Raw genomic sequence first — 23,976 nt, 5'->3', positions numbered from 1 at the left:
CACAGAAAAGGCGCCGCGGGGTCCGCAGCGCCATCGACGTCTCCATGAGACCATCACCGAGGTCAGTGGCTCAAGTGTTGCCCTCATCACTGATCCAATGGCCCAGCGATCCGCCGGTGCGGGCAGGCCCCCGGAACACCAACGGACCAGGTCGGGCGGCCTGGACGGCCACCTCACCGGTGAGCCATTGGTACAGTCGTGCATCATGAGCGTGGACGCACTCGACACCCGCATCCTGCGGCTGCTGCTGGAGCAGCCGCGCACCAGCGTGCGCGAGTACGCCCGCATCCTCGGCGTGGCCCGGGGCACCCTCCAGGCCCGTCTGGACCGCATGGAGCGCGACGGCGTCATCACCGGTACGGGCCCCTCGCTGTCCCCCGCCGCGCTGGGCCACCCGGTGCTGGCCTTCGTGCACATCGAGGTGACCCAGGGCCACCTGGACGACGTGGGGGACGCGCTCGCCGCCGTGCCGGAGATCGTCGAGGCGTTCTCGATCACGGGCGGCGGCGACCTGCTGGCCCGGGTGGTGGGGCGGGACAACGCCCATCTGGAGGACGTGATCCAGAAGCTGATCAGCCTGCCGGGCGTGGTGCGCACCCGCACCGAGGTGGCCCTGCGCGAGCGTGTGCCGTACCGGCTGCTCCCCCTGGTGGAGTCGGTCGGACGGGCGGACCGCGCCTGACGCCGGGCATGCTGGACGGCATGAGCGAGCCCGGCACCCTTGCGGTCGTCTTCGACCTGGACGGAACGCTGGTGGACAGCGAGCCGAACTACTACGAGGCGGGCCGGCTGACCCTGGCCGAGCACGGCGTCGCGGACTTCACCTGGACGGAGCACGAGAGCTATGTCGGTGTCAGCACCCTGGACAGCGTCGCCCTCTGGCGGGAGCGCTACGCCCTGAGCGCCTCGGTGGAGGAGCTGTTCGAGGCGACGAACCGGCGCTATCTGGAACTGGCCCGCACCGGCACGCGCGCGTACCCGGAGATGCGGAAGTTCGTGGAGCTGCTGGCCGCCGAGGGCGTTCCGATCGCGGTGGCCTCCGGCTCCTCCCTGGAAGCGATCAAGGCGATCCTCGCCGGCACCGGCCTCGACGCCCAGCTGCGCACCGTCGTCTCGGCCGACGAGGTGCCCCGCGGCAAACCCGCCCCCGACGTCTTCCTCGAGGCTGCCCGCCGGCTCGGCGTGGATCCGGCTGGCTGCGTGGTGGTCGAGGACGCCGCGCCGGGCGCGGCGGCCGCGCACGCGGCCGGGATGCGCTGCATCGCCGTCCCGTACGTGGCGGCGCAGGCGGACGCGCCCGAGTTCGCCACGGCGGACCTGCTGGTGCGGGGCGGCCAGGCCGAGTTCACGGCGCAGTCGGCGTACGCGTGGCTCATGGACGCGGCCGGCTCCCGCTGACCCGGACGGGATCTCACGAGCCGCGCGGTGGCGCTCCCGGAGTGCGCCCGGCCGAACGGCTGCTTAGCGTGATCGCATGACCACAGTCCAGGCAGGGCCCACCCCCGACGACCGGCGGTGGAAGGCGCTCGCGGTCTGTCTGACGGCGGGGTTCATCTCGCTGCTCGACACCTCGATCGTGAACGTGGCACTGCCCTCGATGGAGCACGGACTGGGCGCCTCCGAGGCGGCCCAGTCCTGGGTGGTCTCCGGATACGCCCTGACCTTCGGGCTCGCGCTCGTCCCGGCGGGCCGGCTGGGCGACATGCGCGGCCGACGGCAGGCCTTCCTGTTCGGGCTGGCCCTGTTCACGCTGGCCTCGGCGGCGTGCGGGCTCGCTCCCGGGCCGTCCTGGCTGGTGGTGTTCCGGCTGATCCAGGGCACCGCCGCGGGCATGGTCGCGCCCCAGACGTCGGGGCTGATCCAGCAGATGTTCCAGGGCTCCGAGCGGGCCAAGGCCTTCGGTCTGCTCGGCAGCGTCATCGGGGTCTCGACGGCGGTGGGGCCGCTGGCGGGCGGCGTGCTGATCGACGCCGTCGGCACCGCCGACGGCTGGCGCTGGGTGTTCTTCGTCAACCTGCCCATCGGGGTGGCCGCCTTCGCCGCCGGGCTGAGGCTGCTCCCCCGCTTCCCGGTCGCCGCCGACAAGCGGGAGACGTTCGACCTGTTCGGAGTGCTGCTCCTCGGCTCCGGCGTGCTCGCGCTGATGCTGCCGCTGGTGCAGGAGCAGCAGTGGACCGGGCGGCTGAAGTGGGCGCTGCTGCCGGTGGCGGCGCTGCTGCTGGCCGCGTTCTGGGCCTGGGAGAGACGCCAGGGGCGACGCGGGCGGGCCCCGCTGGTCGACCTGGCCCTGTTCTCGCTGCGGTCCTTCACGCTCGGCGCCCTGATCAGCCTCACCTACTTCGCCGGCTTCACCACCGTCTTCTTCGTCTACACCCTGTTCCTCCAGAACACGGTCGGCTACAGCGCCCTGGCCGCGGGCCTGACGGTGCTGCCGTTCGCTGCGGCCTCGGCGGTCGGCGCGGCCGCGGGAGGCCGGCTGGTGGTGCGCTTCGGCCGCAGACTGGTCGTCATCGGGCTGAGCGGGGTGGCGCTGGGGCTGCTCGGCGTGGTCGCGGCGGTGGAGCTGGTGCCCGGGCGGAACGTCGGCTGGGCGACCGCGCTGCCACTGCTGATCGGCGGGATCGGCTCCGGTCTGACGGTCTCCCCCAACACGACCCTCACCCTCACCCGGGTCCCCGTGCACCGGGCCGGCGCGGCCGGTGGTGTCCTCCAGACGGGCCAACGGGTCGGTTCGGCGGCCGGCATCGCCGTGGTGGGCGCGGTGTACTTCGCGCACCAGGCGGGCCCCGGGTACTCCGTCACGGCCATTCAGCTCGGGCTGCTCACCGCGGTCGGGCTCATCGTGATCGCGCTGGCGCTGGCGGTGGCGGACCTGCGCGAGCGCCAGACGCGCCCCGAACCGGCACGGGCCGCGGAGGGGGTCCGGCGCGGCTCCGCGGAGGGCGGTGCCGAGGCGCCGGTGCGGCCGGGGTCCTGAGCAGCCTGCGCCGCTCGTTCCCGGCCCTCAGCCCGCGCGCTCCGAGTTCTGAGCCCGCGCGCCGCTGCACCCCGGCGCCGGCGCAGAGGACACGGAAGGACGGCCGACTACGACTTGCGGCGCGGCTTGCCCCGTTTGGCCGGTTTGCCCGCCTTCCCGCCGCCCCCGGCGCCGGTGCGGCCCCGCGCGGTACGGCTCGCCGGCTTCGAACCGGTCGACTTCCCGGCCGCCGGCTTCGCACGGCCGCCGCCCTGCTGGGCCCGCCCGCGCCGCTGCTCCGCCTCGGCCTTCTCCGTCGTACGGCCCCGCGAGCTGTTGACGGTGCGGCCGCGGACGATCCCGATGAAGTCCTCCACCAGGTCGGTGGTCGCCTCCTCGGGCCAGGACAGGGCGATGCTCGACTGGGGCGCGTCGGTGACGGGCCGGTAAGTGAGGTCCCTGCGGTGGTACAGCCGGGCCAGGGACTGCGGGACGATCAGCAGACCGACGCCGGCCGCGACCAGTTCGATGGCGTCGGGTGTCGTCGCGGGACGCTCGAAGGCGGGCTCGCCGGGCGGGGCGGCCCAGTCGAAGACGTCGTCGAGGGGATGGAACACGACCTCGTCGGCGAGGTCGGCCAGGGTCACCTCGTCGGCCGCCGTGATGAGGTGGTCCTTGGGCACGACGACCACCGTGGTCTCGGTGTAGAGGGGGATCGCGCTGAAGAACGAACGGTCGACCGGCAGCCGTACGAAGGCCGCGTCCGCCTCTCCGGCGCGCAGCAGCCCGGGCGCCTCGGGGGCGGGGACCTGCAGGAGGTCGAGCGGGACGCCGGGCCGGCGCTCCTGCCAGATCCGCACCCACTTGGCCGGCGTCACTCCGGGAACGTACGCGAGCCGGAACGACGGTGATTCATCCGAGCCTGTCACCAGGCCAGGCTACCGGCCGTGGTCGGCCGTCCCGCACCCGGCCGATACCCTTGACCTCATGAGTTCGCAGCAGAGCACCCAGACGATGAAGCCCGCGACCGCGGCGAAGAAGCTGGGTGTGTACCTCCCCGCCACCCCCGCCGACTTCCAGGAGGGTGTGGTCACGCGCGCCGAGCTGAACGAGCTGCAGGCCAACCCGCCCGAGTGGCTGCGCGCGCTGCGAGCGGACGGTCCGCACCCGCGTCCGGTGGTCGCCGCGAAGCTCGGCGTGTCCATCTCCGGCCTCGCGCGCGCCGGCGTCACCGAGGCGCTGACCACCGAGCAGATCGAGGCGCTCAAGCAGGAGCGGCCCGAGTGGCTGGAGAAGGAGCGGGCCACCCAGGCCGAGGTCCGCAAGGAGGGCGCACGCCTGAAGAGCCTCAAGAAGGAACAGGAAGCGCCGCACGCCTGACCCGAATGACGCCCCCGGCCCCCGGGGGCGTTGTCGTCGGCTGCCCTGCCGTCGCGCCCGATCGATCACTGCGCGTGCGAAGGGTGGGCTTCTGAGGGGCGCACCACGGCTGGAAGGGCGCGGGCCGCCGTTCCCCCGCGCCGGCGGCCCGCCCGGCGTTCGCCCGAGCAGGCCGGACGCGCCGGGTTGAAGTGTGCGGCATCCGGGGAGGGCGCGGGTATGCGTACAAGTACGTACGCGGCGCCGGCCGGGGGACGGCGCAGGGGACACACGCGGAGACGGATCTCGTGGCACAGGGGCAGGAGAAGGCCTACGAACGTCTGGTGGCGGTGGCCGTGGCTGCGCTGCACGAACGGGAGCCCGGGCGGCTGTGGCCCTCGCTGAGCGGCGCCCTGACCGAACTGTGCGGCGGCGAGGCGGCCGTCCACAAGCTGGACGACTGGAGTGAGCGCAGCGGCACGGTGGCCGCGGCCCCCGGTGCCGCCGCCCGCGAACTGGGCCGGCTCCCGGCGGCCGACCTGGGCCTGCTGCGCACCGGCTACCCCTTCGCCCGCCACTACGCGCGGCGGCCCGAGCGGTCGCCGGTCACCGCGCGCCGCGTGGCCGGCCGGGGCTGGCGGGACAGTGCGACGGCCAGGCTGCTCGGCAGGGCGCTGGACGTCGACCATGTGCTCGGCGTGCCGCTGCCCGGCAGTTCCGCGCCGATCACCGGCTGCCTGGTCTTCCGGTCCGGGACGGACTTCACCGACGACCACCTCGCCATGGCGATGCGCGCCCAGCCGCTGATGGAGGCCGTGGAGCGGCAGCGCCGGCTCCTGGAGGAGTGGCGGCGGTCCCTGGCAACGGCCGGGGCGACCGGCGAGCCGGCCGCCGACTGCGCGCTGACGCCGCGCGAGACGGCCGTACTGCTGCTGCTCGCCGAGGCGCTGACCGCCGACGCCATCGGACGGCGCCTCGGCATCTCGGCCCGCACGGTCCACAAGCACGTCGAGAACATCTACCGCAAGCTGGGCACCCGCGACCGGATCGGCACCCTCCTGCGCGCGCAGCGGCTCGGGCTGGTCGCGGCGCCCGGTGGCCGCTAGCGGTGCTCGGGGTTCTCGAAGTCGTGGCGGCATCCGGCGTCCCAGGCGGTGCGCTGGTTGCCGTAGGCGGGAATGCCGCCGATGTCCTTCAGCGCCCGCGCCAGGTGCAGCAGGTTCCAGGTCATGAAGGTGGTGTTGCGGTTGGTGAAGTCGTTCTCCGGACCACCCGATCCGGGGTCCAGGTACGAGGGTCCGGGGCCCGCCTCCCCGATCCATCCGGCGTCCGCCTGCGGCGGGATGGTGTAGCCCAGGTGCTGCAGGCTGTAGAGGACGTTCATCGCGCAGTGCTTGACGCCGTCCTCGTTGCCGGTGATCAGGCAGCCGCCGACACGGCCGTAATAGGCGTACTGCCCGGCGTCGTTGAGCAGACTCGAGCAGGAGTAGAGACGCTCGATCACCTGCTTCATGACGGAACTGTTGTCGCCCAGCCAGATCGGGCCCGCCAGTACGAGGATGTCGGCCGCCAGGACCTGCTGGTAGAGGTCCGGCCAGGCGTCGGTCTCCCAGCCGTGCTCGGTCATGTCGGGCCAGACGCCGGTGGCGATGTCGTGGTCCACGGCCCGTACGACGTCTACCCGCACGCCCTGCGCGTCCATCAGACCGGTGCTCCGGTCGATCAGCCCCTGGGTGTTGCTCGTCTCCGGCGAGCGTTTGAGGGTGCAGTTGACCACCAGGGCGCGCAGGTCGTCGTACCGGGCCGGCGGTGCGCCGGTGGCGGGCGGCGAAGCGGTCACGAGGTCCTCCCGGAGCCGTTGGTTCGGGGACAGGCCGGAGTCATTCCGCGGCCGGCGGGATGTTCTGGTTGGCGTGGAAGAGGTTGTCCGGGTCGTAGACGCGCTTGACCGAGGCGAGGCGGTCGTAGTGCCCCCGGTAGGTGGCCCGGATCCGGTCCGGGTTCTCCTGTTCGCCGATGAAGTTGACGTAGGTGCCGCCCATGGAGTGCGGGTGCAGGTCGGTCCAGTAGTCGACGCACCACTGCCGCACCAGCCCGGCGTTGGCGGGGTCGGGGTCTATGCCGCCGATCACGACGGACCAGACGGCGTCCCGGTACGCCCAGGCCGTGTCGTCGGGGCCGACACGCTGGGCCGCGCCGTCCACCGGGTACATGTGCATGGTCGAAAGGCCGGTGGGGATGTTCTCGGCGTACTTGCGGTGCACGTCGACGGCGCCGTCGGGGACGGCGTCGAAGAAGTCACCGCGCCAGTACCACTGCAGTCCCTTGGGGATCAGCGTGTCGAACATGGTCTGCAGCGCCGGGTAGGGCATGGGGGTGGTGAAGTGGAAGGCCGGCGGAGCCGGTTCGTTCACCCCCGAGAGCACCTCGGCCAGACGGTCGTCGGCGAGGCCGCCGGTGTAGCACCAGATGACGCCGCACACCTTCTCGCCGTGGATCGGCTCGGGGAACGGCGGGCCCGGCGGCACGACCAGCACGGCGAAGAAGCCGCTGAGGTCCTCGGGTGCGGCGGGCAGGAACTCCCGGTACCAGCGCAGCACGTCCTCGATGCGGTCGACGGGCCAGACCGTCACCGCGACCCCGACCGTGGCGGCCGGGTGCAGCCGGAAGGTGAACGAGGTGACGACGCCGAAGTTGCCGCCTCCGCCCCGCAGCGCCCAGAACAGGTCCGGATGGCGCTCCGCCGACGCGGTGACGCAACTGCCGTCGGCCAGGACGACGTCGGCCGACACCAGGCTGTCGATGGTCAGCCCGTACCTGCGGGTGAGATGACCGTGGCCGCCGCCGAGCGTGAGGCCGCCGACGCCGGTGGTCGACATGATCCCCGCCGGTACGGCGAGCCCGAAGGCGTGGGTCGCGTGGTCGAGGTCCCCGATCTGGCTGCCGCCGCCCACCTGGACCGTCTTGGACTCGGGGTCGACCCGGACCCAGCGCATCGGCGAGAGGTCGAGCACGAGCCCGTCGTCGACCAGGCACAGGCCCGGCCCGCTGTGGCCGCCGCCGCGCACCGCCAGCTCGGCGCCGGTGTCCCGGGCGAAGGAGATCACCGCCTGCACGTCCGCCACGTCCACGCACCGCGCGAAGGCCGCGGGCCGCCGGTCGATCATGGCGTTGTAGATGCTGCGGGCCTCGTCGTAGCCGGGGTCACGCGGGGCGATCACCGGCCCGCGCAGTGCCTCGCGCAGACCGCCGACAGCCGTTTCGTCGATAGCGCCCATGGCTGAGGACCTCTGTGTGGAGCGTGGTTCCGGTGATCGGACGCGCCACCTCGCCCGCGCGCCCGGTCTTCAGTTTTCACCCGCGAGTGACGCCCCGCACGTCGGCGTCGCGGGGCCGCAGGGCGCACCGGGGCCGCGCTCGGCCCAGGAGGCTCAGCCCAGGAAGCTCAGCCGGACCTGGCGTTCGCGGTTGTCCTTGTTCGTGTCGACGAGGCAGACCGACTGCCAGGTCCCCAGTTCCAGGCGCCCGCCGATGACCGGAAGGGTCGCGTACGGCGGGACGAGGGCGGGGAGGACGTGGTCGCGGCCGTGGCCCGGGCTGCCGTGCCGGTGCTGCCAGCGGTCGTCGGCGGGCAGCAGGGAGTGCAGGGCGGCGAGGAGGTCCTCGTCGCTGCCGGCGCCCGTCTCGATGATCGCGAGGCCGGCCGTGGCGTGCGGGACGAAGATGTTGAGCAGGCCGTCGCGGCCGGCCGCGGCATCCCGCAGGAAGTCCTCGCACTCGCCGGTGAGATCGACGACCCGCTCCCGGGAACCGGTGGTGACGTTCAGCATTCGGGTGGTGAAGGCATCTGACATGCCCTCCATCCTGACCCATGTGCCGGGTTTCACACGCTGTGAGGCACCGGCTCGGGCGGCGTGCCGGGCGGGCGGGAAGATCCGCGAGCGCCCCGCTGTTGGCAGGGGCGTGAGCGAGACGCGTGCGGTCGACGTGGTCGTCATAGGCGCTGGACAGGCGGGTCTGTCCAGCGCCTATCACCTGCGGCGGGCCGGACTGGAGCCGGACCGCGACTTCGTGGTCCTGGACCACTCCCCCGCGCCGGGCGGCGCCTGGCAGTTCCGCTGGCCGTCGCTGACGTACGGCAAGGTGCACGGGATGCACTCGCTGCCCGGCATGGAGTTGACGGACGCCGATCCGGCGCGGCCGTCGGCGGAGGTCGTCGGCGGCTATTTCGGCCACTACGAGCGGGCCTTCGACCTGCGCGTACGCCGTCCTGTCGATGTGACGGCCGTACGCCAGGGGGAGGAGGGCCGGGACGGACGGCTGTCCGTGGAGACCTCGGACGGCGGCTGGGCCACGCGGACGCTGATCAACGCGACCGGTACCTGGGACCGGCCGTTCTGGCCGCGTTACCCGGGCCAGGAGACTTTTCGGGGACGGCAGTTGCACACGGCGCAGTACGCCGGGCCGGCGGAGTTCGCCGGCCGTCGGGTCGTGGTGGTGGGCGGCGGCGCCTCCGGCACCCAGCACCTGCTGGAACTCGCCCCGTACGCGGCCGCCACCACCTGGGTCACCCGCAGGCCCCCGGTCTTCCGAGAGGGTCCGTTCGACCAGGAGGCGGGCCGGGCGGCCGTGGCGCTGGTGGATGAGCGGGTACGGCAGGGCCTGGTGCCGAGGAGCGTCGTCTCCGTCACCGGGCTGCCGCTGAACGACGCCGTCCGGCAGGGCCTCGCCGACGGCGTCCTGGACCGCAGGCCGATGTTCGACCGGATCACCCCGGACGGGGTGGAGTGGAATGACGGACAGCGCGTCGAGGCCGACGTCATCCTCTGGGCCACCGGTTTCCGCGCGGCACTGGATCATCTCGCACCGCTGCGGCTGCGGGAGCCGGGCGGCGGGATCCGGGTGGACGGGACCCGGGCGGTCGCCGATCCGCGCGTCCACCTCGTCGGCTACGGTCCGTCGGCCAGTACGGTGGGCGCGAACCGGGCCGGGCGCGCGGCCGTCCGGGACATCGTGCGCCTGCTGGCCGGGGAGCCGGTCGGGCCGCTCGCCGCGTGACGTTGCGCCGGTTCAGCGTGGCGGCTGGGGTGCCGCGGGCTGTCCGGAGCCGCTGCCGCTGGGCTGCGGCGAGGGCGCCGGGCTCTGGTGGCGGGCGCTGAACTCGGTCACGTTGCGCACGTGTTCGGCGTAGTCCGCGGTGAAGCGGGTGTCGCCGGGCTTGACCGTGACGTAGTACAGCCAGTCGCCGGACGGCGGGTTGGTGACGGCGCGCATGGCCTCCGGGCCGGGGTTGCCGATCGGGGTGGGCGGCAGTCCGACGCGCCGGTAGGAGTTGTAGGGGCTGTCCGAGTCGGCGTGGTCGCCCGCGTTTCCGCCGGTGCGGTTCAGCGCGTAGTTGAGCGTGGTGCCCACCTGCAGCGGCATGCCCCGCTGGAGCCGGTTGAGGATGACCCGCGCCACCTTCCCCATGTCGGCCTTGGCGGTCGACTCGGCCTGGACGATGCTGGCGACGATGATCGTCTGGTAGACGTTCAGCGTGTTGCGCTGGGCCCCGGCGGCGACCGGGGGCGTGTCGAACTTCTTCTCGGCCGTGCCGACCATGAGCCGCAGCAGCGACTCGGGGGTGGCGCCCTTCGCGAGGGGATAGGTGCCTGGGAAGAGGTAACCCTCCGGGTTGCCCGCAGCCTCCTTGGGCAGCTTGAGGCCGGCCTTGCCCAGTGACTTGCGGGTGCTGCCCGGGGGCAGTTCGAGGGCCTTGTCGACGGCCTCGTACACCTGGCTCGCGCGCCGGCCCTCCGGGATGACCAGCGTGCGGGGCCTGACCTGCTCCGTACGGCCGCCCGCGAGGCTCAGCAGCGGCACCGCCACGGCGGTGCCGGCCAGGACGGCGCCGGTCACGACGAGGGCGAGCTTGCCCCGGCGCGTCAGTCGCATCGTGCTCCGTGGTGGAGTGTTCATCTGCATGCGGGCACGGTAGTACGCGTATGGTCGTAAACCCGACATATCGTCAGCTTGTCGGCGAGGGCCCGCCGTACGTCAGCCCGCCGGGGTCAGCCGGGCGTCCCGCCGCACCAGGGCCGCGTACCGTCCGTCCAGTTCCAGCAGTTCCTCGTGCGTGCCCCGTTCGGCGACCCGGCCGGAGTCCAGGACGACGATCTGGTCGGCACCGCGGACGGTGGACAGGCGGTGGGCGATGGTGAGCGTCGTCCGGTCGGCCGACAGGGCGTCGATGGCCTGCTGCACGGCGGCTTCCGTGCGGGTGTCCAGGGCGCTGGTCGCCTCGTCCAGGATGAGCACCGGCGGATCGCGCAGGATGGTGCGGGCTATCGCCAGACGCTGCTTCTCACCGCCGGAGAAGCGGTGGCCGCGCTCGCCGACGACGGTCTCGTAGCCGTCGGGCAGCGCGGAGATGTGGTCGTGGATCTGGGCGGCCCGCGCGGCCGCGTACAGCTCCTCGTCGGTGGCGTCCGGCTTGGCGAAGCGGAGGTTGTCGGCGACCGAGGCGTGGAAGAGGTAGGTCTCCTGCGAGACGACGCCGACGGCACGCGCGAGGGTGTCGAAGTCGAGGTCGCGCACGTCCACTCCGTCGATGGTGACGCGGCCGCCGGTGACGTCGTAGAGCCGGGGCACGAGGCAGCCGAGGGTGGACTTGCCGGCGCCGGTGGGACCGACGACGGCGAGACTGCCGCCGGCGGGCACGGTGATGTCGAGGCCGTCGAGGACCGGGGCGCCCTTGCCGTCGTAGCGGAACTCAACGTCCTCGAAGCGCACTTCGCCCTTGACCTCGTCGAGCCGGACCGGCCGCTCCCGCTCGGTGATGTCGACGGGCAGGTCCAGGTACTCGAAGATGCGCTGGAAGAGCGCGAGGGAGGTCTGCACCTGCACGCCGGTCGCCAGCAGGCTCACCGCGGGACGGAACAGACCCTGCTGGAGCGAGACGAAGGCGACGATGGTGCCGAGCGAGACCTGCGGGCCGCCGAGCTGGAGGGCGAGCCCCGCGGTCCAGTAGATGACGGCGGGCATGGCGGCCATGACGATCGTGATCACGGCCATCCGCCAGCGGCCGGCCATGTTGGACCTCACCTCGAGGTCAACCAGTTGCTCGGACTCCGCGGCGAAGGACGCGGTGAGCGAGTCGGAGCGCCCCATGGTGCGCCCGAGCAGGATGCCGCTGACGGAGAGCGACTCGGTGACCGTGGCGGCCATCGCGGCCATCTGCTTCTGGCGCTGGGTGGTGATCTTCTTGCGCTCGTTGCCGACGCGGCGGCTGATCCACACGAACACCGGAAGCAGGAGCAGCGAGACGACGGTGAGCCGCCAGTCGAGGGCCACCATGGCGACGATCGTGGCGACGACACTGGTGACGTTGGAGACCAGCGAGGTCGCGGTGGAGGTGACGGTGGCCTGCATGCCGCCGATGTCGTTGGCGATACGGGACTGCACCTCGCCGGTGCGGGTGCGGGTGAAGAAGGCGAGCGACATGCGCTGCAGGCGGCCGTAGACGGCCGTGCGCAGGTCGTGCATGACGCGCTGGCCGACGGTGGTCGAGATCAGGGTCTGCAGGACGCCGAAGACGCTGGAGAGGACCGCGCTCAGGATCATGCCGAGCGCGAGCAGGCTCAGCAGGCCGGTGCGACGCTCGGGGAGCGCCACGTCGAGGATCTCCTTGAGAAGGAACGGCGTGGCCACCGAGACCAGCGACGAGGCGCCGACCAGCAGGCCGACGATCGCGAGGCGCCCGCGGTAGGGGCGGAACAGCTTCAGGATGCGGCGCACCTGCCGAGGCTGTTCGCCGGTGTCGGCAGGCGGGGTCCAGGAGGGTTCTCGTTCGGGATGCATGGGCTCCTACGGAGGTGGCGGGCGGCGGCCGGGACCGGACGCCGGCGACTTATGGATCGTAGCTCATTGTTACCTATACTCACAATGAACGGCATCCTGATATTGTTCCCGCATGACCTCCCCCGATCCCGACGGCCTGCTCGCCGAGCAGTTGCTGCGGCTCACCCGCCGGGTCCACCGCATCCAGAAACGCCATCTGGAGCGGCGGGAACTGGGCGTCACCCCGGCCCAGTCCCGGCTGCTGCGCACCCTCGCGCACTACGGCTCGCCCCCGCGCATGGCCGACCTCGCCGAGCGCCTCGAAGTGGTGCCGCGCGCGGTGACGACGCTGGTCGACGGCCTCGAGGCGAGCGGCAAGGTGCGCCGGGTCCCGGACCCGTCGAACCGGCGGGTGACCCGGATCGAGCTGACGGACGAGGGCCACGAGACCCTGCGCGAGGTGCGCGGGGCGCGCCGGTCGGCCGCCGAGGAGATACTCGCCCCGCTGACGGAGAAGGAGCGCGCGGTGCTCGGCGTGCTCCTGAACACGCTGGTCGACTCGGAGACCGCCAGACACTGCTGAACCCGGGCGTTCCCCGTTCCCGCTCCCTCGCGTGGCGCGGGCGCGGGAGCGGGGGTGGGGGCGCCGGCCGGCCTCAGCAGCGTCGGCGGTCCTCCGTGAGCGCGCCCTGCGCCGTGCTCAGCGTGCGGTCGTAGCACCCCGCCGAGCCGTCCACGCGGTAGCGCTCACTGGACGTGCCGACCGCGTGCCGCTGGTCGCGCGGGACGCCGAGCGTGTACGCGGCGTCGCCGCTGTAGGTGTCGTCGAGTCGCGACCACGCGGTGCGCCGGCCGCCCTCGTGCCGCACGAGCGTGGCCCGGTCGCCCAGGGTGAGCACGGTGCGCAGCCGGTCGTCCGTGCCGAGGGTGGTCGCGCCGTTCATCGTGTACGTCCGGTGGGTGTGCGTCGTGCGTGCCGCGCCCGCCTCCGCCACGGCGACGGTCTCGTCGTCCGTCCAGGCCGCGTCGAGTCCGTCGGTGTTCTCGCCGTCGGTCCAGCGGTGCGCGGAGGTGTTGGCGAGGGCGCGGGTGACGGTGGTGGTCACGCGGCCGTGCGAGGTGTTCAGGTAGCCCGAGACGGTGAGCCGGTGGCCGGCCTCGGTGTCGACCCGGTTCTCCGCGCCCGGCGTGTAGACCGAGGAGTCGGCGACATCGGTCGCCTCGGAACGGGTGAGCGCCCCGGTGACGTGGGCCCGGTGCGCGTCCTGCCACACCAGCACGTTCACGGGGGCGCTCCACCCGGACTGCCCGGCGGGCACGCCGACCACGGAGACCTCGACGCGGTGCGGGCGGCCGTCGTTGAGGAGCCCGGCGAACGGGGTGAGGTCGTACTCGACGGGCCGCACGTCGAAGGCGCGCGGCGCCGGGAGGACGTACCAGAGGAAGGGGTTGGACCAGCCGCCGGTCCACACGTGGGGGAACGGCGCGGCGATCCCGGCGAGCCGTCCGTCGACCTTGATCTGCACCTCGCGGTACGGACCGTGGTCGGCCTTGCAGGAGTAGGCGGCCGGATCGGCCACGGTCAGGTACCAGAACTCCTCGCAGCCGCCGCCGGATCCGGTGGCGTACACCTCCGCGACGATGCGCTCGCTGTTGCGCGGTGTGGTGAGGGTGGTCGCGTCCGGCGCGCCGTCGAGGGTGAGGACGCGGTCGGGCGCCGGCGCGTCGGGGCGGCCCCGGTAGAAGGTGAGCGTCACCTTGACGTCGATGACGCCGGTGTAGGTGTCGTCCACGACGTTCCCGATGAGCATCTCGACGTCCTGCGGTCCGCGGAGGACGTCGCTGTACCGGGTGACGTCCTTCTCCACGTGCCACTCGATGCCGTCGGGCGACGGCTCCGGTGTCGAGGTGCGCAGGATCTCGGCGCCGCCGACGTGCAGGTAGCCGAGGCGGTCGAACTGACGGCCCTTCACCTCGCCGTCGAGCCGCAGCACGACCTTGCTCCAGCGGTCGCCGCAGCCCCGTGGCGGTGTGTACGCGCCCCGGTAGGGAGTGAAGTCACGGAACTGGTTCTCGGCCAGGGTGACCTGGCAGGACTTGGTGTGCGGCCGGGTGACGGGCGGGACGGCGGTCACCGGATCGTGCCAGTCGGTGCCGAACTCGGCGGGAGCGCCCGCGGATCGGGGCGCCGTCCCGGCGGCAGCCGCGCCGGTACCGAAGAGCGTGCTCGCCAGGAGGGTCGCCCCGGCGAGCATGGACATGACTATCCGTCTTCTCATGGGCCCGGTTCTACGGGCAGTCGGGCCCCGCCCGCAATGAGGCGTGGCGCATCCTCACCCGCCCGTCAGGTCCGCCCTGTCCCCCATCACCACGACGGGACGCCGGTCCGGATCGAGCTCGCGCAGCAGGAACTCCATGGCCTGCCTGGACATGCTGACGCAGCCCGAGGTGCCGCTGCCGTGGTCCATGTGCAGCCAGATGCTCCCGCCCTTCCCCTCGCCTTCCGGCCGCCTCGGGTCGTTCGGCGGGACGCCCCGGACCCGGTTGTAGTCGATGGCGATGACGTAGTCGAAGTCGTGCCAGTAGGGCTTCGCCCACCAGCGAGGGGCGGCGAAGGACCGGTCCTGCGTGTACGGCAGTTCGGTGCCCGGATCGCCCAGTACGCCGCCCGCGTCGGTGAGGGTGAACACGCCGACGGGACTGCGCCGGTCGCCGGAGCGGTGGTTTCTGCTCCACCCGTTCCCGCCGTTGTGCGCCGGCCAGTCACGGACGTGCCGCCACGCCCCGTCGTGCCTGGTGTAGAGCACGACCGTGGAATCGGCCGAGTTCCTGCCGTCGCCGTAGACGGCGACCACCTGCCCGGAACCGGCCGGGATGCGCCGCAGCATCGCAGGGCCGATGCCCGGGACGCGATGCGGGTCGCGCCCGTCCGCGCCGGACCGCCCGGCCCGGCCGTCCGGTTCCGGGGCTCCGCTGCCACTGTCCGAGGAACCGCAGGCCGCCAGGGCCGCGAGCAGGGTCCCGGCGGCCATGACCGCCCACGCCGTACACCGCGCTCTGTCGCTCCGCACGCCGCCCATGCTGGCATCGGCCGCCGGTTCGCCGTGCGGTCTCACGGACTTTCACCCGGCCGGGCTACGGCAGCCGCCCGCCGCCGCCCCACACCTGGCCGGAACACGGCGAACCGCGCGGACCGTCGGGGGAAAACCGGTTGAAATTCCCCGGCCCGCGACGCGACCCTTTCACGGTTTGTTGCCGCTCCCCCACCCTCCCTGACACGAGCCACTGGGACGTCATGCGAATCCAAGACCTTCCGTATCCCGATCCGGGCGTACCGGACGCGCGTTCGGGTCCTCACCTCCTGTGGTGGCTCTGGCGCAACCAGCTGGGCGGCCAGCTCAAGGCGCTGGCCTGGGGCCTGCTGCACTTCGTGGCCGTCTCCGCGCTGCCCTTCTGCGTCGGTCTCGCCGTCCAGGCCGTGGTGGACCGCTCCGGCAGCCGACTGGCCCTGACGGGGGGCCTGATGGCGTTGTGCGGCACGGCGATCGCGGTCGGCGACACCTTCCTGCACCGGTCCGCCGTCACCAACTGGATCACCGCGGCCGCCCGGATCCAGCAGCTGCTGGCCCGCAAGGCGGCCCGGCTGGGCTCCGCGCTGACCCGGCGGGTAGCGGCCGGCGAAGTGGTGTCCGTGTCCACCGGGGACGTGGAGAAGATCGGCTGGTTCGTCGAGGCCGTCTCCCGGTTCACCGCCGCCGCGCTCACCGTCGTCGTGGTCTGCGTCGGCCTGGTCGTCTACCAGCCCGCGCTCGGCGTGGTCGTCGCCGTGGGCCTGCCGGTCGTCGCGCTCGCCGTGCTCCCCCTGCTGCCCAGGGCCACCCGGCGGGCCGACGAGCAGCGCGAGAAGGCCGGGCGGGCCACCGAGCTGGCCTCCGACACGGTGGCCGGCTTGCGGGTGCTGCGCGGGATCGGCGGCGAGGAGCTCTTCCTCGACCGCTACCGCCGCGCCTCCCAGGAGGTACGGCACGCGGCCGTGCGCAGCGCCCGCATGTGGTCGCTGATCTCCGCGATCCAGGTGCTGCTCCCGGGACTGCTGCTGATCGCGGTGGTCTGGCACGGCACCCACCTGGCCCGCCAGGGCCGGATCACGGTCGGCGAACTCGTCACCGTCTACAGCGCGGTGATGGTGCTCAACTACCCCTTGCGGCACTTCGAGGAGATCGCGATGGCCTACTCCTTCTCGCGCCCCTCGGCCAGGCGGGCCGCGCGCGTGCTGTCGCTGCAGCGGTCCACGGACGCCGGTGGGGCGCGCGGGGCGGAGGTGCCGGGCGGCGACCTGTACGACCCGGACACCGGCCTGCTCGCGCCGGCCGGTCTGCTCACCGCGGTGGTGTGCGGCGACCCCGACGCGGCCGGACGGCTGGCGGAACGCCTGGGCGGGCACCCCGCAGAGGCGGGTACGCCGGTGCTGCTCGGCGGCGTACCCCTCGACGAGCTCCCGCTCGACAGCGCCCGCACGGCCGTCCTCGTCCAGGACAAGGACCCGGTGCTGCTGTCCGGAACGCTGCGCGAGCTGCTCGACGTGCCCGCGTCCGGTGCCGTACGGCCCGAGGACGCGCTGGCAGCCGCCCGGTGCGAGGACGTGCTGGACGCGCTGGTGCAGGGGTCGCTGGACGCCGTCGACCCGCTGGACTCCCGGATCACCGAGCGGGGCCGCTCCCTCTCGGGCGGCCAGCGACAGCGGCTCGCCCTGGCCCGGTCGCTCATCACCGACCCCGAAGTACTCGTCCTGGACGAGCCGACGTCCGCCGTCGACTCGCACACCGAGGCGTGGATCGCGCAGGGTCTGCGGCGGCTGCGCTCGGGACGGACGACCGTGGTGTTCACGTCCTCCCCCCTGCTGCTCGACCACGCGGACCGGGTCGTCCTCGTCCACGACGGCGAGGTCACGGCGGTCGGCGTGCACCGTGAACTGGTCGACGCGGAGCCGCTGTACCGGGCCGTGGTGACCCGGGAGACCGACGACGAGCGGGCCGAGGCCGAGGCGGACCTGCCCGCACGGGGCGCCCTCCTGGGCGCGTTCGGCACGCTGGACGAGATCGAGGAGAGCGCATGATCGGCGTTGCGCCACCGGCGTACGACCCGGCGGCCCCGACGACCGCCACCACCCTCCCCGTCGGCGCGGCCGCGACCGTGCGCGCCTACGTGGCCGAGCTGTTCCGCCGACACCGCCGGTCCTTCCTGCTCCTGGTCGCCGTCAACACCGTGGCCGTGATCGCGTCCATGGTGGGCCCGTACCTCCTCGGCGGTCTCGTCGAGCGGGTGTCGGACGGAGCGCGGGAACTGCATCTGGGCCTGACCACCGGGTCGTTCGTGCTCGCGCTGCTCGTACAGGCCGTCTTCGTGCGGCAGGTGCGGCTGCGGGGCGCGATGCTCGGCGAGCGGATGCTGGCCGACCTGCGCGAGGACTTCCTCGTCCGGTCGGTCGGACTGCCGCCGGGCGTGCTGGAGCGGGCGGGCACCGGTGACCTGCTGTCCCGCATCACCACCGACATCGACCGCCTCGCCAACGCCATGCGGGAGGCGGTGCCGCAGCTCGCCATCGGCGTGGTGTGGGCCCTGCTGCTGCTCGGCGGCCTGGTGGTGACGGCCCCACCGCTCGCGGCCGCCGTGCTGCTCGCCGTGCCCGTGCTGGTGGTGGGGTGCCGCTGGTACTTCAGACGGGCGCCCTCCGGCTACCGCTCGGAGGCGGCCGGGTACGCCGCCGTCGCCGCCGCGCTCGCCGAGACCGTGGACGCGGGCCGCACCGTCGAGGCGCACCGGCTGGGCGAGCGGCGCATCGCCCTGTCGGAGCGGCGGATCAAGGAGTGGACGGCCTGGGAGCGCTACACCCTCTGGCTGCGGTCCGTGCTCTTCCCCGTCATCAACGCCGTCCACGTCATCGTGCTCGGCTCGGTGCTGATGGTGGGCGGCTTCTTCGTGCTGCGGGGGTGGATCGGGGTCGGACAGCTGACGACGGGCGCGCTCGTCGCGCAGATGCTCGTCGATCCCGTGAACCTGATCCTTCGCTGGTACGACGAGGTGCAGGTGGCCCAGGTGTCGCTGGCCCGGCTGGTCGGCGTCCGGGACATCGAGCCGGCCGCCGGGGACGCCTCCCTGGCCCCCGGCGGCCGGGACGTGCACGCGGACCGGGTGCACTTCGGCTACCGGGAGGGCGTCGACGTGCTGCGCCAGGTGTCCCTGGAGGTAGCCCCGGGCACCCGGCTGGCCCTGGTCGGTCCGTCCGGCGCGGGCAAGTCCACGCTGGGCAGGCTGCTCGCCGGGATCTACGCGCCCCGGGACGGCCGCGTCACCCTGGGCGGTGCCGAACTGTCCCGGATGCCGGCGGAACGCGTCCGCTCGCACGTCGCCCTGGTCAACCAGGAACACCACGTCTTCGTGGGTTCCCTGCGGGACAACCTGCTGCTCGCCCGCACCGACGCCGCCGACGCCGAGCTCTGGGCGGCGTTGGGCGCGGTCGACGCGGACGGCTGGGCCCGGGCGCTGGACGACGGGCTGGACACCGAGGTCGGGTCCGGCGGGCTGGCCCTGACCCCGGCGCAGGCCCAGCAGATCGCGCTGGCCCGGCTGGTGCTGGCCGACCCGCACACGCTGGTCCTGGACGAGGCGACCTCGCTGCTCGACCCGCGCGCGGCCCGGCACCTGGAACGCTCGCTGGCCCGTGTGCTGGACGGGCGCACGGTGGTCGCGATCGCCCACCGGCTGCACACCGCCCACGACGCCGATGTGATCGCCGTCGTGGAGAACGGCCGGATCAGCGAGCTGGGCAGCCATGCGGAGCTGGTCGCCGCGGACGGCGCGTACGCGGCGCTGTGGCGCTCGTGGCACGGGTGAGCCGGGGACGCCGTGGCGGAATGCCCGGCGCGGGGGCGACCCGGGCGAGCCTGCGGGCTCGGGCGGCCTTGGGGGCTGCGGCGACTCCGGGAGCTTCGGCGGCTCGAAGGGCTGCAGCGACTCCGCGAGCATCGGCGACTCCGGGAGCTCCGACGACTTCGCCGCGATGAGATCGTCTGTCCGGTCGCGCGGCCCCGCGCGGCCGGGCCGGTCGGAGGCCGGACGGGCGGGCCGGTCGGAGGCCGGACGGGCGCGCCCGGCTGTGCCCTGGCGGCCGGGCCAGGCGCCGTACAGGCTCGCGAACAGCCCCGGGCCCGAGGAAACGATGCGACTCGCGGCCGTGGCAGGACGCCCGGGCGTGCCTGGACGGGCGAGCGCCGCCGGACCTGCGGGCGCGACCGCCCGGTCGCGCCGCGCGGTGGCCGGGCGCGCGATGGCGTTGCGGCGGGCGCACGAGGACGGCCGGGGGCGGCGGTTCCGTGCGGTCCGGCCGGGGTACGCGACCCCAGGCCACCACCCGTGCCGTTGCGCGCGGGCGAACAGGGGTGGAAGGCTGGATAGCGGCATCGGTTCGGGGGACGGCCGGGAACCCGTCGGGTCCCGGCGTACGCGACCGGTGCCGGGCGTGCCGACGGCGCACTGCCCCTCCTGGGGGCACAAGGCCGTCCTCACCACATGGAGGTACCCGTGGACAGCGCCGACGGATGGGGGGATGACGTCTACCAGCCCGATCCCTCGGAGATCCGGGAGGACTCGGGTGTCCTCGACGCCGAGGACACCCTGGAACTCGACGGTGTCGACGATCCTCTCGACCGCGGCTGGTCCCCTCCCGAGCGCCCGTGGGCGGTGGAGCACACCGGCGTGACGGCCGGCGAACGCCTGACCGGGGAGACCCTGGACCAGCGGCTCGCCGAGGAGCTGCCCGACTCCCCCGCCCCCGACGGAGACGGCATCGGTGACTGCGAAGGCACCGACGGGGAACTCCTCGACAACGAGGTCGGCGCTTCCCGCTCCGGCCGCCTGGTCGCCCCGGACGAGGGTGCGCACGAGGACGACGAGAGCGCCCTCGTGGCCACCGACGTCGGCATCGACGGCGCCGCCGCCTCCGCCGAGGAGGCCGCGATGCACATCGTCGACGAGGACGCTTCCTCCGGCTGACCCGGACGCCCCCTGCCCGACCGCCCCGCGCGAGGAGCCGCCATGCAGCAGGACAAGCACCCCGACTACCACTCCGTGGTCTTCCGGGACCGCGCCGCCGGGTACGCGTTCCTGACCCGGTCCACCGCGAACAGCGAGCAGACCATCGAGTGGGACGACGGTGAGACCTACCCGGTGATCGACGTGGAGATCTCCTCCGAGAGCCACCCCTTCTACACGGGCAAGGCCCGCACGGTGGACACGGAGGGCCGCATCGCCCGGTTCGAGCGCCGCTACGGCGGAGGCGAGGCCGGTGGCGGGGAGGCCTGAGAGGCCGCGGCGCGTCAGATCACGTTGAGCGCCGCCGCACAGCCCGCCCCGCCCAGCAGCATGAACAAGGGCATCAGCACCCTCAGCTCGACCCAGCTGCCCGCCCGGAAGCGCAGCGCCTTCGGCGGCCCCAGCGGGTACCAGCGCTTGCGGCCCACCGGGATCGGCCACAGGATCGGGCAGCCGGACACCGTCAGCGCGTCCCCGATGTCGTGGACCAGGGCGCCCAGGACGATCGGCAGCCCCAGCCACAGGTACTCCTGCCCGGGCTCGGTGAACAGCCAGTCGGAGCCGTTGCCCGGCTTGTCCAGCATCCCCGCAAGGATCCACGCGCTGGTCGCCGCGAGCAGCCAGACCAGGACGTCGCTGCTCGAACCGCGGGCCGCGCGCCACAGCAGTCCCTCGATCGCCAGCACCATGTGCACGAAGAGGATCGCCAGCACCGCCCAGCGGCCTCCGGCGATCGCCGCACCGGAGCTCCCCGCACCGATGAGTACCGCCCACAGCCAGGTGTGGGTGAGGGTGCGGTGGCCGCCCGAGCGGCGGGCGTCGCCCTTCATCCTGGTCGCCTTGTAGACGGCGTAGGAGAGCTTGTCGACGATCTCGCAGATCCACCGGGAGATCGGGCCGAAGGCCCGGGAGATGGTGGCGGCCTTGTGGTCCAGATCGGGGGCGAGTGCGGCACCGGCGCAGATCAGGGCTCCGACGAGAAGGACGGGCCAGGGCATCGGGTGTCCGGCCGCGGCGGCGGCCGCTCCGACGCCCAGCCAGGCCGCGGCCCCCGACAGTGAGTGTGCTGGTCCCATCATGGCCGCTTCCCGCCCCGTTCCTCTTGTGCCGCTGTGCAGTTGACCTGGAGCGCTGACGCGCCGTCGGCGACACAGCGTAGCGGCAGTGATCTTCGTACCCGCAGCCGATTCCCCCCTCGGGCCCAAGGCCAGGCAAGATGGGGGCGTGACCCTCATCGATCAGCTCCCGCCGACCGCCGACCCCGACGCCCTGTACGAAGCCTTCGAGTCGTGGGCGCAGGAGCGCGGCCTCACCCTGTACCCCCACCAGGAGGAGGCGCTGATCGAGGTGGTGTCCGGGGCGAACGTGATCGTCTCGACGCCCACCGGCTCCGGCAAGAGCATGATCGCCGCGGGCGCCCACTTCGCCGCGCTGGCCCGGGACGAGGTCACCTTCTACACCGCCCCGATCAAGGCGCTGGTGTCGGAGAAGTTCTTCGAGCTGTGCAAGCTGTTCGGCACCGAGAACGTCGGCATGCTGACCGGCGACGCCTCCGTGAACTCCGACGCGCCGGTGATCTGCTGCACCGCAGAGGTGCTGGCCTCCATCGCGCTGCGCGACGGCAGGAACGCCGATGTCGGCCAGGTCGTCATGGACGAGTTCCACTTCTACGCGGAGGGCGACCGCGGCTGGGCGTGGCAGATCCCGCTGCTGGAGCTCCCGCAGGCCCAGTTCATTCTGATGTCCGCCACTTTGGGTGATGTGTCCTTCTTCGAGAAGGATCTCACCCGCCGCACCGGCCGTCCGACCTCGGTGGTCCGCTCGGCCACCCGCCCGGTGCCCCTCTCCTACGAGTACGAGCTCACCCCGCTCACCGAGACGCTCACCGAGCTGCTGGCGAGCAAGCAGGCGCCGGTGTACATCGTGCACTTCACCCAGGCGCAGGCCGTGGAGCGGGCGCAGGCGCTGATGAGCATCAACATGTGCACGCGCGAGGAGAAGGACCGGATCGCCGAGCTGATCGGCAACTTCCGCTTCACCACCAAGTTCGGCCGCAACCTCTCCCGTTACGTCCGGCACGGCATCGGCGTCCACCACGCCGGCATGCTGCCCAAGTACCGGCGCCTGGTGGAGAAGCTCGCGCAGGCCGGCCTGCTGAAGGTCATCTGCGGTACGGACACGCTGGGCGTGGGTGTCAACGTGCCCATCCGCACCGTGCTGTTCACGGCGCTCACAAAGTACGACGGCACCCGGGTGCGTACCCTGCGCGCCCGCGAGTTCCACCAGATCGCGGGCCGCGCCGGCCGGGCCGGTTTCGACACCGCCGGGCTCGTGGTGGCCCAGGCGCCCGAGCACGTCATCGAGAACGAGAAGGCCCTCGCCAAGGCGGGCGACGATCCCAAGAAGCGCCGCAAGGTGGTGCGCAAGAAGGCTCCGGAGGGCTTCGTCGCCTGGACGGAGAACACCTTCGAGAAGCTGATCACCTCCGAACCCGAGCCGCTGACCTCGCGCTTCCGGGTGACGCACACGATGCTGCTGTCGGTGATCGCCCGGCCCGGCAACGCGTTCGAGGCGATGCGCCATCTCCTCGAGGACAACCACGAGCCGCGCCGGCAGCAGCTCAGGCACATCCGCAGGGCCATCGCGATCTACCGTTCGCTGCTGGACGGCGGGATCGTGGAGAAGCTCGACAAGCCGGACGCCGAGGGCCGCATCGTCCGGCTCACGGTCGACCTGCAGCAGGACTTCGCGCTGAACCAGCCGCTGTCGACGTTCGCGCTCGCCGCGTTCGAGCTCCTCGACCCCGAGTCGCCCTCCTACGCGCTCGACATGGTGTCCGTCGTCGAGTCCACGCTGGACGACCCCCGGCAGATCCTCGTCGCCCAGCAGAACAAGGCCCGAGGCGAGGCGGTCGCCGCCATGAAGGCGGACGGCGTCGAGTACGAGGAGCGCATGGAGCGCCTCCAGGACGTCACGTACCCGAAGCCGCTGGAGGAGCTGCTCTTCCACGCGTACGACACGTACCGCAAGAGCCACCCGTGGGTCGGCGACCACCCGCTGTCGCCGAAGTCCGTGATCCGCGACATGTACGAACGCGCGCTGTCGTTCACGGAACTGGTGTCCTTCTACGAGCTCGCCCGCACCGAGGGCATCGTGCTGCGCTACCTCGCCAGCGCCTACAAGACCCTGGACCACACGATCCCGGACGACCTGAAGTCCGAGGACCTCCAGGACCTGATCGAGTGGCTCGGCGAGATGGTGCGCCAGGTGGACTCCAGCCTTCTGGACGAGTGGGAGCAGCTGGCCAACCCGGAGGAGATGACCGCCGAGGAGGCACAGGAGAAGGCCGACGAGGTCAAGCCGGTCACCGCCAACGCGCGCGCCTTCCGGGTCCTGGTCCGCAACGCCATGTTCCGCCGGGTGGAGCTCGCCGCTCTCGACCAGGTCGGGGACCTGGGCGAGCTGGACGCCGAGTCCGGCTGGGACGCCGAGGCGTGGGGCGAGGCGATGGACAAGTACTGGGACGAGTACGAGGACCTCGGCACCGGACCGGACGCCCGCGGCCCCAAGCTGCTGGTCATCAAGGAGGAGCCGGAGAACGGCCTGTGGCGGGTCCGGCAGATCTTCGACGACCCGAACGGCGACCACGACTGGGGCATCAGCGCGGAGATCGACCTCGCCGCGTCCGACGCCGAGGGCCGTGCGGTCGTACGCGTCACCGATGTCGGCCAGCTGTGAGCACGGGAGAACTC

Annotated in this window: 21 protein-coding genes; 12 read left to right on the top strand and 9 right to left on the bottom strand. The window is 72.7% G+C overall.

Annotation, left to right across the window (positions count from 1 at the left end):
• Positions 1-205: 205 nt before the first annotated feature.
• The 3 genes from ACZ7JA_RS18680 to ACZ7JA_RS18670 all read left to right on the top strand — a co-directional run bounded on the left by ACZ7JA_RS18680 (position 206) and on the right by ACZ7JA_RS18670 (position 2,977).
• The gene (locus ACZ7JA_RS18680; protein WP_351660399.1) at positions 206-682 is read left to right on the top strand and encodes an Lrp/AsnC family transcriptional regulator; all 477 of its coding nucleotides are present in this window, start codon (positions 206-208) and stop codon (positions 680-682) included.
• Positions 683-702: 20 nt separating this feature from the next.
• Positions 703-1,398 carry an HAD family hydrolase gene (locus ACZ7JA_RS18675; RefSeq protein WP_389449400.1) on the top strand — a complete coding sequence of 232 codons (696 nt, stop codon included), beginning with the start codon at positions 703-705 and terminating at the stop codon, positions 1,396-1,398.
• 76 nt (positions 1,399-1,474) lie between these two features.
• Complete coding sequence (locus ACZ7JA_RS18670; RefSeq protein ID WP_351660395.1) at positions 1,475-2,977, top strand: MFS transporter; 1,503 nt, start codon at positions 1,475-1,477, stop codon at positions 2,975-2,977.
• 107 nt (positions 2,978-3,084) lie between these two features.
• Here the strand turns inward: ACZ7JA_RS18670 and ACZ7JA_RS18665 are convergent, their stop codons facing one another.
• Positions 3,085-3,885 carry a LysR family substrate-binding domain-containing protein gene (locus ACZ7JA_RS18665; protein WP_389296894.1) on the bottom strand — a complete coding sequence of 267 codons (801 nt, stop codon included), beginning with the start codon at positions 3,883-3,885 and terminating at the stop codon, positions 3,085-3,087.
• A gap of 58 nt (positions 3,886-3,943) precedes the next feature.
• On the opposite strand from ACZ7JA_RS18665, the gene ACZ7JA_RS18660 reads away from it, so the two are divergent.
• Together ACZ7JA_RS18660 and ACZ7JA_RS18655 are read left to right on the top strand one after the other, a co-directional pair.
• On the top strand, positions 3,944-4,336 hold the full coding sequence (locus ACZ7JA_RS18660) for a DUF5997 family protein (RefSeq protein ID WP_351660392.1): 393 nt from the start codon (positions 3,944-3,946) through the stop codon (positions 4,334-4,336).
• 287 nt (positions 4,337-4,623) lie between these two features.
• Positions 4,624-5,421, top strand: a complete 798-nt coding sequence (locus ACZ7JA_RS18655; RefSeq protein WP_351660390.1) for a helix-turn-helix transcriptional regulator — start codon at positions 4,624-4,626, stop codon at positions 5,419-5,421.
• Here ACZ7JA_RS18655 and ACZ7JA_RS18650 read toward each other — a convergent pair.
• The 3 genes from ACZ7JA_RS18650 to ACZ7JA_RS18640 form a co-directional block, all read right to left on the bottom strand.
• The gene (locus ACZ7JA_RS18650; protein ID WP_351660388.1) at positions 5,418-6,155 is read right to left on the bottom strand and encodes a flavodoxin family protein; all 738 of its coding nucleotides are present in this window, start codon (positions 6,153-6,155) and stop codon (positions 5,418-5,420) included. The genes ACZ7JA_RS18655 and ACZ7JA_RS18650 overlap by 4 nt on opposite strands.
• 40 nt (positions 6,156-6,195) lie before the next feature.
• Positions 6,196-7,593, bottom strand: a complete 1,398-nt coding sequence (locus tag ACZ7JA_RS18645; protein ID WP_470809222.1) for an FAD-binding oxidoreductase — start codon at positions 7,591-7,593, stop codon at positions 6,196-6,198.
• Positions 7,594-7,746: 153 nt separating this feature from the next.
• The gene (locus ACZ7JA_RS18640) at positions 7,747-8,169 is read right to left on the bottom strand and encodes a secondary thiamine-phosphate synthase enzyme YjbQ (protein ID WP_351660385.1); all 423 of its coding nucleotides are present in this window, start codon (positions 8,167-8,169) and stop codon (positions 7,747-7,749) included.
• Between the two features lie 109 nt (positions 8,170-8,278).
• Here ACZ7JA_RS18640 and ACZ7JA_RS18635 point away from each other — a divergent pair, with 109 nt between their 5' ends.
• Positions 8,279-9,373: an NAD(P)-binding domain-containing protein gene (locus tag ACZ7JA_RS18635; protein WP_351660383.1), complete on the top strand. Its 1,095-nt coding sequence runs from the start codon at positions 8,279-8,281 to the stop codon at positions 9,371-9,373.
• A gap of 12 nt (positions 9,374-9,385) precedes the next feature.
• On the opposite strand, the gene mltG is transcribed toward ACZ7JA_RS18635, so the two are convergent.
• Together mltG and ACZ7JA_RS18625 are read right to left on the bottom strand one after the other, a co-directional pair.
• Complete coding sequence (gene mltG, locus ACZ7JA_RS18630; protein WP_389296886.1) at positions 9,386-10,279, bottom strand: endolytic transglycosylase MltG; 894 nt, start codon at positions 10,277-10,279, stop codon at positions 9,386-9,388.
• Between the two features lie 72 nt (positions 10,280-10,351).
• Positions 10,352-12,154: an ABC transporter ATP-binding protein gene (locus ACZ7JA_RS18625; RefSeq protein WP_389296883.1), complete on the bottom strand. Its 1,803-nt coding sequence runs from the start codon at positions 12,152-12,154 to the stop codon at positions 10,352-10,354.
• A gap of 112 nt (positions 12,155-12,266) precedes the next feature.
• Between ACZ7JA_RS18625 and ACZ7JA_RS18620 the strand changes: the two genes are divergently transcribed.
• On the top strand, positions 12,267-12,716 hold the full coding sequence (locus tag ACZ7JA_RS18620) for a MarR family winged helix-turn-helix transcriptional regulator (RefSeq protein ID WP_470809218.1): 450 nt from the start codon (positions 12,267-12,269) through the stop codon (positions 12,714-12,716).
• A gap of 73 nt (positions 12,717-12,789) precedes the next feature.
• On the opposite strand, the gene ACZ7JA_RS18615 is transcribed toward ACZ7JA_RS18620, so the two are convergent.
• Both ACZ7JA_RS18615 and ACZ7JA_RS18610 read right to left on the bottom strand, forming a co-directional pair.
• Entirely contained in the window at positions 12,790-14,412 is a 1,623-nt protein-coding gene (locus ACZ7JA_RS18615; protein ID WP_450749688.1) for a peptide-N4-asparagine amidase, read from the bottom strand.
• A gap of 54 nt (positions 14,413-14,466) precedes the next feature.
• Positions 14,467-15,165 (bottom strand): L,D-transpeptidase family protein, encoded by a 699-nt coding sequence (locus ACZ7JA_RS18610; protein WP_470809216.1) that lies wholly within the window; start codon positions 15,163-15,165, stop codon positions 14,467-14,469.
• Positions 15,166-15,428: 263 nt separating this feature from the next.
• Here ACZ7JA_RS18610 and ACZ7JA_RS18605 point away from each other — a divergent pair, with 263 nt between their 5' ends.
• The 4 genes from ACZ7JA_RS18605 to ACZ7JA_RS18590 all read left to right on the top strand — a co-directional run bounded on the left by ACZ7JA_RS18605 (position 15,429) and on the right by ACZ7JA_RS18590 (position 20,494).
• A complete protein-coding gene (locus ACZ7JA_RS18605) occupies positions 15,429-17,249 on the top strand; it encodes an ABC transporter ATP-binding protein (protein ID WP_389296877.1) in 1,821 nt (606 codons plus the stop codon).
• On the top strand, positions 17,246-19,027 hold the full coding sequence (locus ACZ7JA_RS18600) for an ABC transporter ATP-binding protein (protein WP_351660369.1): 1,782 nt from the start codon (positions 17,246-17,248) through the stop codon (positions 19,025-19,027). Before ACZ7JA_RS18605 ends, ACZ7JA_RS18600 begins: the two co-directional genes overlap by 4 nt.
• A 687-nt stretch (positions 19,028-19,714) precedes the next feature.
• Complete coding sequence (locus tag ACZ7JA_RS18595) at positions 19,715-20,185, top strand: DUF5709 domain-containing protein (RefSeq protein WP_389296873.1); 471 nt, start codon at positions 19,715-19,717, stop codon at positions 20,183-20,185.
• Between the two features lie 42 nt (positions 20,186-20,227).
• Positions 20,228-20,494, top strand: a complete 267-nt coding sequence (locus ACZ7JA_RS18590; protein ID WP_389296871.1) for a type B 50S ribosomal protein L31 — start codon at positions 20,228-20,230, stop codon at positions 20,492-20,494.
• A gap of 14 nt (positions 20,495-20,508) precedes the next feature.
• Here the strand turns inward: ACZ7JA_RS18590 and ACZ7JA_RS18585 are convergent, their stop codons facing one another.
• A complete protein-coding gene (locus ACZ7JA_RS18585) occupies positions 20,509-21,303 on the bottom strand; it encodes a metal-dependent hydrolase (RefSeq protein WP_470809212.1) in 795 nt (264 codons plus the stop codon).
• Positions 21,304-21,448: 145 nt separating this feature from the next.
• Between ACZ7JA_RS18585 and ACZ7JA_RS18580 the strand changes: the two genes are divergently transcribed.
• Complete coding sequence (locus ACZ7JA_RS18580) at positions 21,449-23,962, top strand: DEAD/DEAH box helicase (RefSeq protein ID WP_351660363.1); 2,514 nt, start codon at positions 21,449-21,451, stop codon at positions 23,960-23,962.
• The last annotated feature ends 14 nt before the right edge of the window (positions 23,963-23,976 follow it).

Source organism: Streptomyces sp. NPDC038135 (assembly GCF_055601245.1).
The sequence above is the reverse complement of the archived record's forward strand: the minus strand, read 5'-3'. Positions and strand labels throughout refer to the sequence as shown.